The organism is Providencia sp. PROV188 (assembly GCF_027595165.1).
Taxonomy (GTDB): Bacteria; Pseudomonadota; Gammaproteobacteria; order Enterobacterales; family Enterobacteriaceae; genus Providencia; species Providencia lanzhouensis.
This window is the reverse complement of sequence record NZ_CP097291.1, coordinates 862,562-877,624: the sequence shown is the minus strand read 5'-3', so window position 1 is coordinate 877,624 and position 15,063 is coordinate 862,562. Positions and strand designations below refer to the sequence as shown.

Genomic DNA, 15,063 nt, shown 5'->3' with positions numbered 1-15,063 from the left:
TCATTCACTGTCAGATAACGAAATTTGGTTAAAATGAAGCGTTAAGTATCCATCTTGATAACTCACTGGCGTCATTAATATTAGCGCAATCAGAATAGCTGCAATCATTGCTGTCACTCCAATATTCCGACGCATTGGCGCGGATTTATTCCAGCGAGTCACATAATCTGATGGCGAAACACCTAATAACATGTGTGGCGCTTTACGGGTGATCACCACTTTGCCATTCTCACTGTCCGCTGACCCAATCAATAAATAGCTCTTCCCACTTTCAAGTAAATACTCTTTATAACGACGATTGCCACTCTCATAATCCATATGGGGGGATAATCCGGTATGGACAAAATAATCTGGGTCACAAATCACATTCACAGAGCCAGTATCATCCGTCATGGTGAAATTATGTAGCTGAACACTGCTGTCTCTGAGGGTATAACTTTTTTTACCTTCTTTATCCGTAGAGATAGAGTACTCGTAATAAAAAGCACCATAACAGCTACGATTACCTAACTTACTTTTGACTTCCTTTCCTGAGGTTATTTTCCCTTCTACTTCTACGAGCCCCATCGCAATTGAGCGAATTTTTGAAGTTGCGAGGTTCTTTTGAAACTTTAGAAAGCGTTTTTCGGGGGTATTTTGAATAAAACTGAAAACAAACAATAAGACGAAAGCCACAAAAAAGAGGCGAATATCGATAAAAAAGCCCATGGTTAAACACCCAGCCAATGCAGTGCCAACAAGGGTTTTTAATAATGCAATAAATTTGGAGGAGCCTTCCTTTTGCAAACGTTGATAGCGATCATACGCACTTTCCGTTATTCCAACGACAATACGACTAGCCGCAAAAGCCATCCCTACTGCCACAGCATAGAAAAAGTAACGTTCATATTCGCCAGGTCTCGGCGAGATAGTTTCCCATGCCCCAAATAGCACCGCAGTAAAAAGAATAATGCCCCAATTTAATCTACGCTTTTTGGAATATTTTCTGTCTAAATAAAAAAGAATGCCACCTAATGCGGCACCTAAAAAATAGTAGATATTCACAGATGATACCTTTAACGGTGATTATGATTTGAATTGAATACCATCATATTTTTTCTCAGCTTCAGTGATTTCCAATAAAGGCAACGCAGTAAAACCAAAAATATTGGCAAAAATACTGTCTGGGAACATTTGGATCGCCGTATTGTATTCCGTTGTTGCATCATTGAAGCCTTCGCGGCGCTGAGCAATTTTATCTTCCACTTCGCTTAGTGCGATTTGTAATTGGGTAAATTGCTCACCCGATATTAGCGTTGGGTAGTTTTCAGCAACCGCGACGAGGCTTTTTAACGCTTTATCCATTTCATTTGATGCAGCAATTTTTTCATTCACATTTTTAGCACTGAAATAATTTTGGCGAGCATCACTCAATGAAGTAAATAGCGCTTTTTCATGCTCCATGGCTTTTTCAACTATCGTGACTAGCTGGGGAATTTGGTCAGCACGCTGTTTTAAAATCACATCAATATTGGCAAATTGATTGCTAACTTGGTTCCGGGTACTCACCAAGCGGTTATAAATAGAAATACCCCATCCCGCTAAAATAAGCAGTAAAACCAGAAGAACAATCATTGTCGTTGCCATTTTTATGCCTTTTAATTAAAAAAATCATTAATGCTAAGATATTTAATTTAAGTTATCGATATAACACTTTTTATTCAATCGGAAAAATAGCAAAGAAAAGGATTAATAGAGATTTATACGCTACACCAAATCGATCATGATCACATTAATGACGCAAACAAATTCAAATTTTACCTTAAAGTGTTAGCTGAAATGTTTTTTCAAAGATTCTTCACTTCTGAAAATAACGAAACTAATTATACTCTTTCGAAAATCATCGCATCCACTATAGTTTGCATTTTGTCTGGCAAACAAACCTCATAAACAAAAGAGTTCTTAAATAAAAAATAGGATTTGAATCACAATTATCACTTTTTTATTTAGCATCTCTCAAAAATGACGACGTCGTCATATTAAAAACTAAACAATTTATTTATAACAATAGAGCATCACTTTTCTCACACCATTATTATTTTTAGCCGTCAAGCATTACAAAGAGAACGGTTTACTTACAAAAACGACGTTTAATGTTGACGTCAACATTATAGCCAACATCCAGAATGAGGTTATTAGAATATGAGTACCCTACCTGAAAAAATGAAAGCTGTTGTATGTCATGGCCCCCATGATTACCGCTTTGAAGCGATAAAAAGACCAACACCAGGATTTCGTGAAGTGGTCATCAAAGTAGATGGATGCGGTATCTGTGCAGGTGACTGTAAAGCGAATGATGGCGCTCAAATGTTCTGGGGTGAAAACCCATGGATCAAAGCCCCTGTCGTACCAGGACACGAATTTTACGGACGCGTCGCTGAGCTGGGCGAAGGTTCTGGTGAAAAATATGGTCTGAAAGTAGGCGATCGTATTTTAGCGGAACAAATCGTGCCTTGCTGGGAGTGTCGTTTCTGTAAGTCAGGCAAATATTGGATGTGCGAAACCCATGATATTTACGGCTTCCAAAAAGAAGTTGCCGATGGTGGGATGGCGGAATATATGCGTTTTTCTGAGCGTGCCATTATTCACAAAATTCCAGATGAGCTTTCAGAAAAAGATGCGGCGTTAATCGAGCCAATGGCCTGCGCTATCCATACCGTTCGTCGTGGTGATATCGATTTAAATGACGTTGTCGTTATCGCAGGTGCAGGTCCACTGGGTCTGTGCATGATCCAAGTCGCGAAACTCAAAACCCCGAAAAAATTAGTCGTTATCGATGCTATCGATGAACGCCTTGAATTAGCGAAGAAATTTGGTGCTGACGTGGTGATCAACCCACTGAAAGAAGATGCCATCAAACTGGTTAAAGAGATGACCGAAGGTTACGGTTGCGATGTGTACATCGAAGCGACTGGTGCTCCAATCGGCGTGACTCAAGGGTTAGAAATGATCCGTAAACTGGGTCGCTTCGTCGAGTTCAGCGTTTTCGGTAAAGAAACCACCGTAGACTGGTCAATTATCGGTGACCGTAAAGAGTTAGATATCCGAGGTGCTCACTTAGGCCCATACAGCTACGAGGTCGCCATTGACCTATTTAGCCGCGGGTTAGTATGTGCTGACGATATCGTTACCCACTTCTACTCAATCGATGATTGGGAAGAGGCATTTGTTATGGCGAAATCGGCAGACTCTATCAAAGTCGTTATCAAGCCATAATGCTGTTGTAGTGCAATATAGTGAAATGCAATATCAGCATAATTAAAGTAAGTCATTAATAATCATAAATATTAGCAGTACCCTATAACACTAAAGACTCTTTAGGAGAACATCTTATGTTGAGTAAATTTAAAAAGTTAGCTGTTGCAGCAAGCGTTTTAACACTGGGCATGGCTTTTAACGCGACAGCAAAACCTGTTTCTGTCGGAATGTCGTTTCAAGAACTGAATAACGAATATTTCGTGACCATGAAAGAGGCTTTAGAAAGCGCAACAGGTGAAATGGGCGCTCAACTTTATATCGCTGATGCGGCACACGATGTCTCAAAACAAACCAGCGATATCGAAGATATGCTTCAGAAAAAAATCGATATTCTGCTGATTAACCCAGCAGATAGCGTGGGTGCAGAAACAGCTGTATTAGCTGCGAAAAAAGCGGGTGTCGTGGTGATTGCAATCGATGCACAAGCTAACGGTCCAATCGACTCATTCGTGGGTTCTAAAAACTACGAAGCAGGTCTAATGGCGGGTAAACGTTTAGGTGAATCATTAGGTGGTAAAGGCGAAGTGGCTATCCTTGATGGTATCCCTGTCGTGCCAATCCTTGAGCGTGTTCGTGGTTTTGAAGCCGCCATGAAAGAGTATCCAAACATCAAGATTGTGACCAAATTAAACGGTAAACAAGAGCGTGATACTGCGATGAACGTCACTGAAAACATGCTGCAAGCTAACCCTGGCTTGAATGGTATCTTTAGTGTGAACGATGTGGGTTCTTTAGGCGCATTAGCGGCAATCGAATCTGCAGGTCGTGATGTGAAACTGGTGAGTGTTGATGGTTCTCCTGAAGCCGTCGCTGAAATTGCCAAAGGTAATTCACCGTTTATCGCTACTTCCGCACAATTCCCACGTGACCAAGTACGTATTGGTTTAGCCATGGGCTTAGCAAAACACTGGGGAGCTAACGTACCTAAAGAAGTTCCTCTGGATGTTAAGTTAATCGATAAAACCAATGCTAAAGATTTCCATTGGTAATCAGCAATTAACAAAGTAAATAAATAAGTCGAACTCGGTATTGCGCCTACGGATTATTCCCCGGCGCAATACTCTTAATAAAAATGAATGACACTCTGTTTATTGGAAAGCATTTCACTTTCCAACTCGCTTTGTTACCCATTTTTAAGCGGTAAAGAAAATAAGGGAAGCAACATGATGCAATTGTTAGCATTAAAAGATGTCAGTAAAACTTTCCCTGGGGTTAAGGCGCTAGATAATATTAATCTCTCTTTAGAAAAAGGAGAGGTACACGCACTGCTGGGTGAAAATGGTGCGGGTAAATCAACGCTAATGAAAGTGCTGTGTGGAATTCATAAACCAGATAGCGGGAAAATACTTATCGAAGGCGAAGAGTACACCTTCCATAATTATCGTGATGCCATTAAAGCGGGCGTCGGTATTATTTTCCAAGAGTTTTCGTTAATCCCTTATTTAAATGCTTTTGAAAATATCTTTTTAAACCGGGAAATTAAAAATAAATTTGGCTTATTAGATAGAAAGCTGATGCGTGAAAAAGCGCAGATAATCCTATCTGAGTTGGGCGTTAATATTGATATTGATGAACCCATTAGCCATTTAAGTATTGCTGAACAACAATTTGTGGAAATTGCCAAAGCGCTTTCTCTGGATGCCAAAATATTGGTACTAGATGAGCCAACGGCAACATTAACCCCCAAAGAAGCCAATCACCTATTTGATGTGATGCGTGACCTGAAAGCAAAAGGCGTCGGCATGTTCTTTATCTCTCACCACTTGGAAGAGATTTATGAAATTTGCGACACCATTAGCGTATTGCGAGATGGTCAATATATTGGATCCCGTAAGGTGGATGATACCGACCTTGATGTGATCATCGAAATGATGGTGGGTCGTGAAGTCGAAAATATCTACCCGCCAAAACGTCATTTTGATGGACAAGAGGTCATTCTAGACGCTCAAATTCAGCGGTTTGCTTCTAGCCCAACCAATCGCATTCAATTGAAAAAAGGCGAGATCCTCGGTCTTGCAGGCTTAGTCGGCTCTGGCCGCACTGAAAATATTCTCGCCATGATGGGCGCGGATAAAGCCTACAAGAAAAAAGTGGTTCTAGAGGGGCAAGAAGTCAAAATGAAATCTGCGGCACAAGCGCTCCAGTTAGGCATTGGACTTTTACCTGAAAGCCGTAAAACCCAAGGTTTGGTTTTGCCATTCTCAGTTAAAGAAAATATTTGGCTAAATAACCACGCTCAAAAACTGTTCTTAATTCAAAATAAAAAAGAACATTTGTTATCTCTTGATTTAATTTCGCAAGTCAAAGTTAAAACACCAGAAGCAGATACAGCGGTTTCAACGCTTAGCGGTGGAAACCAACAAAAAGTGGTGATTGCACGTTGGCTAAATAAACAAGCCAAAATTCTTATTTTCGATGAGCCTACACGGGGTATCGACGTCGGAGCAAAATCAGAAATCTATCAATTAATGCGTTCACTTACCGAAAAAGGGATCTCAATTATTATGATTTCCTCAGAGCTGCCTGAAGTTATTGGCGTGAGCGATCGAGTTTTGGTGTTTCGAGATGGTGAAGTTGCTGCTGAATTAAGTGGGGACGAGATTAACTCAACCCAGATTATGTTACATGCGGCCGGCAATATTATATAGGATCATGACTATGTCTAACCAAAGTACAATTCCACTGGCGAAGAATAAATTTAATTTTGCCAAATTAACCAAGATACCGGCATTTTTACCTCTCGTTGGGTTAATTATTTTATTTGCTTGTATGTCCATTTTTAATGAGCATTTTTTAACGGTAAATAACTTATCTACTATTGCCCGCCAAGTTTCTATTAATGCAATCATTGCTATCGGGATGACATTTGCCATCTTAACCGGAGGGATCGACCTTTCCGTTGGGGCGGTGATGGCGCTATCCGGTACATTGATGGCTGGATTAATGAAATATTATGGTATGGATCCTTCCATTGCCATTGCTCTGGGTCTGTTATCTGGTATCGCGTTTGGATTTATTAATGGGATTTTAACTGCTTACGGTAAAATGCCGCCAATTATCGTGACCTTAGGCGCCATGATTATTGCGAAAGGCTTAGCGCTAATTTACACCGGTGGCTACCCTATTTCTGGCTTACCTCAAGAGTTTGCTTTTTGGGGACGTGAAGAGTTGATGGGAATTCAGGTACCTATCCTATTAATGCTAGGTCTGTATCTGATTTTTTATGTGGTGCTTAATCATATTCCATTCGGCCGCTATATTTATGCCATTGGCGGTAACGAAGAGGCGGCGCGTTTAAGTGGTATCCGCGTTGAGCGCTATAAAATGTTGGTGTACGTCATCAGTGGTTTCACTGCCGCATTTGCCGGACTGATTTTTACCTCTCGCGTTATGAGCGGTCAGCCTAATGCCGGTGTCGGTTTTGAACTTGATGCTATTGCAGCAGTCGTTTTGGGTGGTGCATCTATCGCAGGCGGTCGCGGGATGATCATCGGCACATTGATCGGCGCAATGATTTTAGGTGTACTAAACAATGGCTTGAACCTTCTGGGTATCTCACCGTACGTTCAATATATTGTAAAAGGCCTAATTATCTGGGGCGCAACCTTAATTAGCTCAATGAAGCGTTGATTTTCACGCTGTTACGAAAAACAACAAATAAGGATTTCATGATGAAATCCTTATTTTTTTAATCGTAAGTCACAAGTTTTCCATTGACGAAAATTTGCTTGGAACCCGTTTCTTTAGTGGTACCACCTTCTATCTCTGCAAACAGTAATTCCGCTGTTCGTTTACCTAAATAAACTGAGTCATGGTGAACGCCTGAAATCGATAAATGATAAGTATCAGCATAAGGCGGTAAGTCCACCGAGAAATAACGGCAAGATAATCCGAGTTCAGAAATAATTTTGTACATCCCCGCGGTAATAATTCCGTTTAAGCCCACGATATACATATTGGGTGTATAGAGTTCTTTTATTTTTTCTCTTAAATACTCTTCATCTTTCTTACTAAAAATATAACTACTGTACAGGACATGAATATTTTTACGGTTAGTAAATTGATCATAAATACCCGCTAAGCGTGAAAGACTAATTTCAGAATGCTCAGGCCCTGAGACAATTAAGGTATTTTCGCTGCGTTGCTGATTGAGATATTTACCGGTTAATGCCCCGATTTCAAAGTTCTTCAAAAATAGCCCAGGGTAATCTTTGCCATAAATAGAACGGTCAACAAAAACCAGAGGGACTTTATGCTGATCAATCAGTGATAAATAACTCGGTTGATAGGCTTTATCGTCACGCACAGGCGAAAGTAAAATACCGCTAGCCTTATAGCTGACTAAGGTTTCAATAGCCGTTTGCTCGGCTTTTTCATCGCTATCGGTATCAAAGATCATCACCTGATACCCTTTCTCTTTCGCTAAGCGGGAAACCGTCTGGATTAATACAACATAGAACGGGTTAAAGGTACTGTCCGTAACAACCCCAATAATGCGGCTATTTTTATTCTTTAAATTCCGAGCAAATACATTGGGGACATAATTTAATTCTTGCGCGATAGCGAGTATTTTTTCTCGCGTCTCTTTTTTTACCAATTCTGGGTGATTAAAAGCTCGAGATACCGTAATATCGGTCACATTCGCGCGTTTGGCGATATCAATGATGGTTGTTGAACTATCTTGTTTAGTCATATTTATGCTAGTCAACCTGTAATGATTATTGTATTTGGTAGGGTATAGCGTGTCCTGTTGATGTCGCTGCTGAATAAGAATTGCGATTAATCCATTATACCTGTTTATCATTGAAGATAAATCAGTTTTCTTTCTTATACATCAAACCAATAGCATCTTATGCCTAATATTCTCAATTTGAATCAAGCCAAATATAAAAAAATATTTTAAAAGTAAAATAACTGAAAAACCACTAATAAATGAGTAGTGGAAATGAAGTTATTATATTAAAAAACTGGGGATTCCATTATTTTTTATAAAAATAAAAATAAAAATTGAATATAACAAATAAAATGAAACAAAAACAACCAATAATGCAAATATAGTTTGAACAATATTAACAGGGATATAGCCAATCAAAAAACGCCCAACAACCAGCCCTAAAACGCAGGCTAAAATAAAAGTTGCGCTCACCTCTAATGGATATTCAAAACCATTCAATATATTAATTGAAATACTAATGCTGCCAATGAGGAATATCACCATCAGCGAGGTGGCAATAATGCTTTTAAGGTTTAAATTGGTGAACTTTTTCATTGCAGGCACAATAATAAACCCGCCGCCTACACCTAATAGCCCCGTCAGTAATCCAGCAACTAATCCAATTCCCCCTAATATAGATGCCGTTTTGATATTCCAAATAAATTTTCCTGTTTGCTGGTTTATTTTGCACGGAGCATCATCATCTTTAATTACTTTCTTAAAAACAATACGATATGCAACCACCAGCATCACGAGACTAAATGCTAAAGTCAGCCATTGGGGTGAAACAATTTGTGCTAAATAAACGCCATATTTCGCGGTAGGAATGCTAATTAACGCAATCCAAATAGCTGCTTTATAACGAATATTCTGCTGAATAAGCCCTTGAATAGCACCAACTAATGCCGCCAATGTAATGGCCAATAACCCCACTGGTGCGGCGAGTGCAACGCCCCATCCTTGAGATGTCATCAAGGCAGGAACCGCTAAAATACCACCACCAGCGCCCGTTAATCCTAATAGGCAGCCAATCACCAAACCTTCTAATATCAATGTGAACATAGCAACCTATTTTCTATTTGAGTAATCAGCTGTGAAAGTCGATATTCCCCTGCCATTAAATCCACAAGACGAGAATCATGGAAAAGCGCAATGGAAGGCACGGATTTAATTCCATACTGAGGGGCTATTGTCGGAGATTGAGCGATATCTACTATTCCAAAATGTATACTGCCACCAAAATTTATACGACCGCCAAAGTGCGTACCATTATCAGAAAAGTAATCCGTGAGTTGTAAATAGATAGGCTGCATGCTCTTACATGGCTGGCACCATGATGCACAAAAATAGATTAACGCCCATTGCCCGCTCGGCTGCATCGGGTCAGATAACAGCCGGCTAAAATTATCGCTACTGATGAAGGGAACAGCGGGCATGACGTTTTTTCCTTTTACACTGAGCATCACATCACCGACTGTATCAGCTCAATTGGAAAAAATCTCCCCTAGCTGTTACTCACGTTGATCTTCAATGCGGCAGCAATTGCCAACGGAGAAAAGGTGATGCTTGCGGCAAATAGTGCGCCGAGGATCGCAAAATATCCGCCAAGAGGCATATTAAAACTGTATGCTTCCATCGTGCCCGTCGCATAAATTAACACCGGAATATACAGCGGTAGCACCAGTAAACTGACCAGTACGCCCCCCTTTTTTAATGATACGGTGAGCGCAGCACCAATCGCACCAATAAAGCTCAATACTGGCGTTCCTAGCAGTAACGTCCCCGCTAGCACCAATAATGTGTCGCCATTAATTGATAACATTACCGCTGCAACAGGAGACAGTAGCACCAGAGGCAGTCCCGTCACTAGCCAGTGGGAAATCACTTTGGCTAAAACCGTGATAAACAGAGGGTGTGGTGCCAGTAATAATTGCTCTAACGAGCCATCCAGATAGTCATCTTTAAATAAACGTTCTAACGAAAGCAACGACGATAAAATGGCGGCAACCCAAAAAATCCCCACAGAGATCCGTGCCAATAATTGCGGTTCAGGTCCAATGCTCAATGGAAAAAGCGTGATGACGATTAAGAAAAACCACAGTGGGTTAACCAATTCGGAGAAGCTACGAAAGGCAATTTTAAGCTCTCTTTTTATTAATAGCCAAAACATCACTCGTACCCACCTGTCAGTTTTAATGTCCCAAAGTGCCCTGTCATCGCTTGGTGCGACGTAAATAAAATCATGCCACCTTGCTCTGCATGTTGATGAAAACACTCAGTTAAACGATTTACCCCCGCCACATCAATCGCCGTGAATGGCTCATCCAAAATCCACAGTGGCGCATCGCTTAACCATAAGCGGGCAAGGTTGACTCGGCGCTGTTGCCCTGCTGAAAGCTGCCCGACAGGAATATCCTCATACCCCATCAAAGAGACTTCTTCTAGCGCAGACCAAACTTTGTCGCCTTCAGGTTCTTGGTGGTGCATTTGGTAATAAAACTTCAGGTTTTCATAGGGGGTTAACAGTGATTTTACAGCCGGTTTATGCCCTAGATACAGCAAGTGGCGAGTAAACTCTTCCTTAAGTTTTTCAATGGAGTGCTGCTGCCATAAAATTTCACCTTCATCCGGCTTTAATAACCCAGCCATCATGCGTAACAGTGTGGTTTTACCTGCCCCGTTAGGTCCTTCTACCTGCAAAATTTGGTTCGGCATAACCGAAAAATCCAGCTGCCGAAATAGCGTTCTATTTTGTCGATGGCAGGTAATTTTATCCGCACTTAACATGGGGCTGAGTTCCTTTTAACATCCGTGAGGTCGCTAGCTTTTTGTAATTTTGTTCAGCAGCATATCACTAATGCTGTCATTAGAAATTGTTTCACCGCAAAGCACTTGCATCAAAACTTCCGAGCCAAGGGACGAGAGTGAAAACAGCATATCCGGGTTCAGCAAACGGATTTTATCCATGTTTGATTCTTGGTTAACCAATACCACGGTTTTTGCTTCGCTTTTACTACCCGATTGCGCTTTTACACCGAGCAAGGCAAAGGTACTTAACGAGTCACTATCGGTCATGATCAGCACACATTTCGCCTGTTTCACATTGGCTTCTGCCAATAAAGCGGAGTCCGTTGGGTCTCCTGTCACGATATTATCTTTTTCGGGATAGTGGCTGCGGTGACTTTCTTGGCAAATCACGGCGACAGGCAGTTCCCGTTTTTTCAGTGCTTGATAGACGTTAACCGCCATCGGTGTACTACCAATCACCACATAATGATTTTTCATATATGAAAACCTCTTGCGAACAATCTCTTTGGTACCTTTGGCTAATACGCCTACCACATACACTACGGAGGTAGTAAAAATGGTGATCCCTAAGATAATTACAGTCACCGTAAAGACCCTAGCATCCAGGGTGACAGGAACAATATCGCCAAACCCTACGGTCGTCATACACACCAGCGCAAAATAAAATGCCGTGGTGCCATCCTTCACAACGGGTAAGAATTCATCGCCGATATACAGCGTACCGAAAATGGAATAGAGCAATAATGAAATAATACAGGTGAGCGCCACAAACCCCGCGCTACTGATACTGTGTCGAGGGTACAGTTTCCAAAAGAGTGTTAATGCGACAAACAAGCCAAAAGAGAAATAACCTTGTCGCACATGTTCCGTCGCCACTTTTAAGTCAACAAAGGCAATGATTGCCAATAATAAGAGTGCGAAAACCCATGCAATGCGCGCGCCATTGATCATAAATAGCGAAAGAAAGATAAGCGAGATACCCAATAAGAAGCGGGGAATATCCAGCAATTTCATAAACCCTAAGGATTTTAACCACTCGGTAAATCCACTTTGGCGCCAATCGATATAGTCCGTGTAAGCACTTAAGATGGGCTTTAAGATGAGCCCGCCATCAACAATAATCAAAATGGAGAGCAGAATTCTCACGGCTAAAGCGGATTTCAAAAAAGCCACAAAGGCGTTATCTAGCATCGTTTATGCCTCGCATTAAGCATCCCCTATCAATTAAATGCCATCAGTATTTCTAGCTAATAGATTAACAAAGAATAATATCAATTCCATTGCTTATGCAATAAATGAAAAATGTGAAGGAAAGCCTCATTTCTTAATAGGTTAATCATTAAATGAGCGCCAAAAAGAAAAATTTATAAATGATTTAAAAATCATTGATAAACAATGTAATAAATTAGTTCTTATCTGCATCTACAATAAACAATAAAACAGTAAACACATTCTTAATATAATTTGAACTTACTCGATAACTATCTATCTAAAAAACGATTTTTCGACTATGTTTTGATTGTTACTTAACGAAACTAATAATTAAGAGCTAAAAATTTATGGTTAATTCGATAAAAGCAGGAAAGTTTAGCTGGATGTCCTTGTTCTGGCTGCTAATATTTTTCTGGTATTTTTCATCTTTATTACAGCTGTATGTGGTTATCACCGGGCAAAGTAATACCATCGGGTTAAGAGATTCTCTACTCTATAGCTCACTCTGGCTCGTTCCCGCACTATTTTTCCCTAGAAAAATCAAACTAGTAGCAGGCTTAATCGGGATTGTTTTATGGCTATCCTCGGTCGTCGCTCTTGCTTATTTCGTGGTGTATGGGCATCAATTATCCCAAAGCGTGATGTTTGTGATGTTCGAAACCAACACCAACGAAGCGGGTGAATTCTTACGCCAATATCTGAGCTTTAAAGTGATTGCGGTGATTTTGGCTTACACCCTCGGCGCTATTTTCCTATGGACACGTTTAAAACCTGTCACGTTGCCAGTACCTGGACGTGTGATTGTGTCCGCGCTCGTTCTGATCGTGCTATTTGGTGTGCCTTACTACAACAAAGCCATCAAACAGCAACGCCCTTTTGAGAACGTCGTTTCCTACGTTAACAGTAAATTAGCGTATGCCGCACCATGGCAGTTTGTAAGTGGTTACTTCCTGTATAAGAACCAGCTGGCAAACATGGAAGAATTAATCCGCGACAACAGCAAAATTCCACCGTTAGAAAACTTTGTTGATGCCAATGGCAATACCCCAAGAACGTTTGTGTTAGTGATTGGTGAATCCACCAGCCGCGACAGAATGAGCTTGTATGGCTATTCTCGTCAAACAACGCCAGAGCTTGATCAACTGGAAAAACAGTATCCAAACAATTTGACGGTCTTTAATGATGTGGTCACGCCACGCCCTTATACCATCGAAGCGTTGCAACAGATTTTAACTTTTGCTTCAGAAACTGAGCCTGATCTGTTTAATTCCCGCCCATCGATTATGAATATGATGAAGCAAGCGGGCTTTAAAACATTCTGGATCACCAATCAGCAAACCATGACCGAGCGAAATACGCTGCTAACGGCGTTCTCTCGTCAAACCGATAAGCAATATTATTTGAACAACGATATGGCGCAAAGCTCCCGTATTTATGATGACGTGGTGCTTGACCCATTCAAAGAAGCCTTAGCTGATCCTGCTGAGAAGAAATTTATTGTGGTGCACCTGTTGGGTACCCATATGCGCTATGAGTTCCGTTATCCTGAAGATAAAGCCATCTTCACCGATAGCAATAGCCCAGTGCCAACCAACTTAAAAGGCGACCAAATCAAAGATTACAATGCCTATGATAATGCTCAGCATTACAATGACTATGTGGTTTCTACGCTGATTAAAGATTTCGATTCTTCAAAAGAAAATGGTTTCTTAGTCTTCTTCTCCGATCATGGTGAAGATGTTTACGACACGCCGCCACATGAAATGTTAGGTCGTAGTGAAGGCAAGCCAAGCAAAGTGATGTACAACGTTCCATTCTTAGTATGGCAGTCGCCAGAATGGTTACAGACTCATCAATTTGACTTGAAAGATAAAACCGCTCGCCCATACAGCAATATGGATTTTATCTATACATGGTCTGATTTGGCAGGTTTCAAGTACACCGGATTTGAGCCACAAAAAAGTCTGATTAACAATGAGTACCAACCACAACCTCGTTGGATTGGTGACCCAGAAAATAAAGCATCCATGATGCTGTATGACGACTTAAAGAAATAACCCTCAATCAGCGCAAGTGGGTGTTTACTCACTTGCGCTCTCTCCTTCCCACACAAGTACCTTTCCACACATCTTTACAGACGCCACATGGATCTTTTTCCATTTCGTGTGCTACATTTTGATGTGTTTATGTCGGTATTTTAGCCCCAAATGAATTTACCGTTTAATTAGTATTTTTCTAACATGACCTGTTAAGGAATTAATAATGAAACATAAAATCATTTCTTCTCTTGTTGTTGCTGGCGTTTTAACCCTTGTCGCTGGCTGCGATGACTCATCAAAAAAAGACGATGCGGTTCAACAAGTCGAAGAAAAAGCTACCCAGTTAAAAGATGCGACTGAGCAAAAAGCGACTGAGTTATCTGATAGCGCAAAAGCCACCGCGCAAGATGTGAAAAACGATGCTTCAGACAAAGCATCTGAACTCTCAGACAAAGCCAAAGAGTTAGCAGACCAAGGTGAGAAAAAAGCGGATGAGCTGAAACAAGACGCATCTGACTCGGCCGATAAACTCAAAGAACAGTATGACAAAGCATCTAGTGAGTTTTCAGAAAAAGCGCAAGACATGAAAACGGATGCCATTAACAAGGCTGACGAACTCGCCACTGACGCTAAAGACAAAACCGAAGCGTTAAAATCAGAGAATGATGCGAAGAAATAAATCATCGCATTTTCCCCTTTTTTCATTCCAAAGCAGACTGATATTGTCTGCTTTTTTTATGCGCATAAGCGTTAATTCATTTTGCTATTTAGCCCGCTTTAAGGCTATTTTTAGCCACATAATTATCTCTTTTGCTCACTTGGCTACATTTCCATAAATAACACCAAAATACAGTAAGATAAATAAACAATGAATTGATAAATAACATGAAATTTACACCCTATGTTTATTTTCATTTTACCGCTTAGGTTGATCATTAATGCCTACCATGGCAGTATACCCTTTCGTTTTTTGTTCATCACAGGGTTCAAAGG

General features: G+C 40.7%; 14 protein-coding genes. 6 read left to right on the top strand and 8 right to left on the bottom strand.

Annotated features, from left to right (window positions below; genetic code table 11):
- Window positions 1-1,044, bottom strand: coding sequence for a hypothetical protein (locus M5X66_RS03835; protein ID WP_230082537.1), 1,044 nt, complete (start codon window positions 1,042-1,044; stop codon window positions 1-3).
- A gap of 21 nt (window positions 1,045-1,065) precedes the next feature.
- Complete coding sequence (locus M5X66_RS03830) at window positions 1,066-1,626, bottom strand: LemA family protein (protein WP_036954053.1); 561 nt, start codon at window positions 1,624-1,626, stop codon at window positions 1,066-1,068.
- A 555-nt stretch (window positions 1,627-2,181) separates the two neighbouring features.
- Between M5X66_RS03830 and M5X66_RS03825 the strand changes: the two genes are divergently transcribed.
- From M5X66_RS03825 to M5X66_RS03810, 4 genes are all read left to right on the top strand, one after another.
- Window positions 2,182-3,255, top strand: coding sequence for a zinc-binding dehydrogenase (locus tag M5X66_RS03825; RefSeq protein ID WP_036954051.1), 1,074 nt, complete (start codon window positions 2,182-2,184; stop codon window positions 3,253-3,255).
- A gap of 170 nt (window positions 3,256-3,425) precedes the next feature.
- Entirely contained in the window at window positions 3,426-4,286 is an 861-nt protein-coding gene (locus M5X66_RS03820; RefSeq protein WP_414153954.1) for an ABC transporter substrate-binding protein, read from the top strand.
- 174 nt (window positions 4,287-4,460) lie between these two features.
- Entirely contained in the window at window positions 4,461-5,945 is a 1,485-nt protein-coding gene (locus M5X66_RS03815; protein ID WP_036954047.1) for a sugar ABC transporter ATP-binding protein, read from the top strand.
- Window positions 5,946-5,955: 10 nt separating this feature from the next.
- Window positions 5,956-6,927: an ABC transporter permease gene (locus tag M5X66_RS03810; RefSeq protein WP_036954045.1), complete on the top strand. Its 972-nt coding sequence runs from the start codon at window positions 5,956-5,958 to the stop codon at window positions 6,925-6,927.
- A 58-nt stretch (window positions 6,928-6,985) separates the two neighbouring features.
- Here the strand turns inward: M5X66_RS03810 and M5X66_RS03805 are convergent, their stop codons facing one another.
- The 6 genes from M5X66_RS03805 to M5X66_RS03780 all read right to left on the bottom strand — a co-directional run bounded on the left by M5X66_RS03805 (window position 6,986) and on the right by M5X66_RS03780 (window position 12,010).
- Complete coding sequence (locus tag M5X66_RS03805; RefSeq protein WP_036954043.1) at window positions 6,986-7,990, bottom strand: LacI family DNA-binding transcriptional regulator; 1,005 nt, start codon at window positions 7,988-7,990, stop codon at window positions 6,986-6,988.
- A 261-nt stretch (window positions 7,991-8,251) separates the two neighbouring features.
- Window positions 8,252-9,073: a sulfite exporter TauE/SafE family protein gene (locus M5X66_RS03800; protein WP_270103884.1), complete on the bottom strand. Its 822-nt coding sequence runs from the start codon at window positions 9,071-9,073 to the stop codon at window positions 8,252-8,254.
- Window positions 9,061-9,447 carry a thioredoxin family protein gene (locus M5X66_RS03795; protein ID WP_154600409.1) on the bottom strand — a complete coding sequence of 129 codons (387 nt, stop codon included), beginning with the start codon at window positions 9,445-9,447 and terminating at the stop codon, window positions 9,061-9,063. The genes M5X66_RS03800 and M5X66_RS03795 overlap by 13 nt, the downstream gene beginning before the upstream one ends.
- Before the next feature lie 68 nt (window positions 9,448-9,515).
- On the bottom strand, window positions 9,516-10,181 hold the full coding sequence (ccmB, locus tag M5X66_RS03790; protein WP_036954037.1) for a heme exporter protein CcmB: 666 nt from the start codon (window positions 10,179-10,181) through the stop codon (window positions 9,516-9,518).
- Window positions 10,181-10,798 (bottom strand): cytochrome c biogenesis heme-transporting ATPase CcmA, encoded by a 618-nt coding sequence (gene ccmA / locus M5X66_RS03785; protein WP_154634508.1) that lies wholly within the window; start codon window positions 10,796-10,798, stop codon window positions 10,181-10,183. The genes ccmB and ccmA overlap by 1 nt, the downstream gene beginning before the upstream one ends.
- 33 nt (window positions 10,799-10,831) lie before the next feature.
- A complete protein-coding gene (locus M5X66_RS03780) occupies window positions 10,832-12,010 on the bottom strand; it encodes an ion channel (RefSeq protein ID WP_036954033.1) in 1,179 nt (392 codons plus the stop codon).
- A gap of 368 nt (window positions 12,011-12,378) precedes the next feature.
- Between M5X66_RS03780 and cptA the strand changes: the two genes are divergently transcribed.
- Window positions 12,379-14,088: a phosphoethanolamine transferase CptA gene (cptA, locus tag M5X66_RS03775; RefSeq protein ID WP_036954031.1), complete on the top strand. Its 1,710-nt coding sequence runs from the start codon at window positions 12,379-12,381 to the stop codon at window positions 14,086-14,088.
- A gap of 205 nt (window positions 14,089-14,293) precedes the next feature.
- A complete protein-coding gene (locus tag M5X66_RS03770) occupies window positions 14,294-14,749 on the top strand; it encodes a hypothetical protein (protein WP_036954029.1) in 456 nt (151 codons plus the stop codon).
- The last annotated feature ends 314 nt before the right edge of the window (window positions 14,750-15,063 follow it).

Excerpts from the sequence above, each read along its gene's own strand:
- M5X66_RS03830 (WP_036954053.1), bottom strand. The coding sequence starts at position 1,626 with ATGGCAACGACAATGATTGTTCTTCTGGTTTTACTGCTTATTTTAGCG.
- M5X66_RS03825 (WP_036954051.1), top strand. The coding sequence starts at position 2,182 with ATGAGTACCCTACCTGAAAAAATGAAAGCTGTTGTATGTCATGGCCCC.
- M5X66_RS03820 (WP_414153954.1), top strand. The coding sequence starts at position 3,426 with ATGGCTTTTAACGCGACAGCAAAACCTGTTTCTGTCGGAATGTCGTTT.
- M5X66_RS03815 (WP_036954047.1), top strand. The coding sequence starts at position 4,461 with ATGATGCAATTGTTAGCATTAAAAGATGTCAGTAAAACTTTCCCTGGG.
- M5X66_RS03810 (WP_036954045.1), top strand. The coding sequence starts at position 5,956 with ATGTCTAACCAAAGTACAATTCCACTGGCGAAGAATAAATTTAATTTT.
- M5X66_RS03805 (WP_036954043.1), bottom strand. The coding sequence starts at position 7,990 with ATGACTAAACAAGATAGTTCAACAACCATCATTGATATCGCCAAACGC.
- M5X66_RS03800 (WP_270103884.1), bottom strand. The coding sequence starts at position 9,073 with ATGTTCACATTGATATTAGAAGGTTTGGTGATTGGCTGCCTATTAGGA.
- M5X66_RS03795 (WP_154600409.1), bottom strand. The coding sequence starts at position 9,447 with ATGCCCGCTGTTCCCTTCATCAGTAGCGATAATTTTAGCCGGCTGTTA.
- ccmB (WP_036954037.1), bottom strand. The coding sequence starts at position 10,181 with ATGTTTTGGCTATTAATAAAAAGAGAGCTTAAAATTGCCTTTCGTAGC.
- ccmA (WP_154634508.1), bottom strand. The coding sequence starts at position 10,798 with ATGTTAAGTGCGGATAAAATTACCTGCCATCGACAAAATAGAACGCTA.
- M5X66_RS03780 (WP_036954033.1), bottom strand. The coding sequence starts at position 12,010 with ATGCTAGATAACGCCTTTGTGGCTTTTTTGAAATCCGCTTTAGCCGTG.
- cptA (WP_036954031.1), top strand. The coding sequence starts at position 12,379 with ATGGTTAATTCGATAAAAGCAGGAAAGTTTAGCTGGATGTCCTTGTTC.
- M5X66_RS03770 (WP_036954029.1), top strand. The coding sequence starts at position 14,294 with ATGAAACATAAAATCATTTCTTCTCTTGTTGTTGCTGGCGTTTTAACC.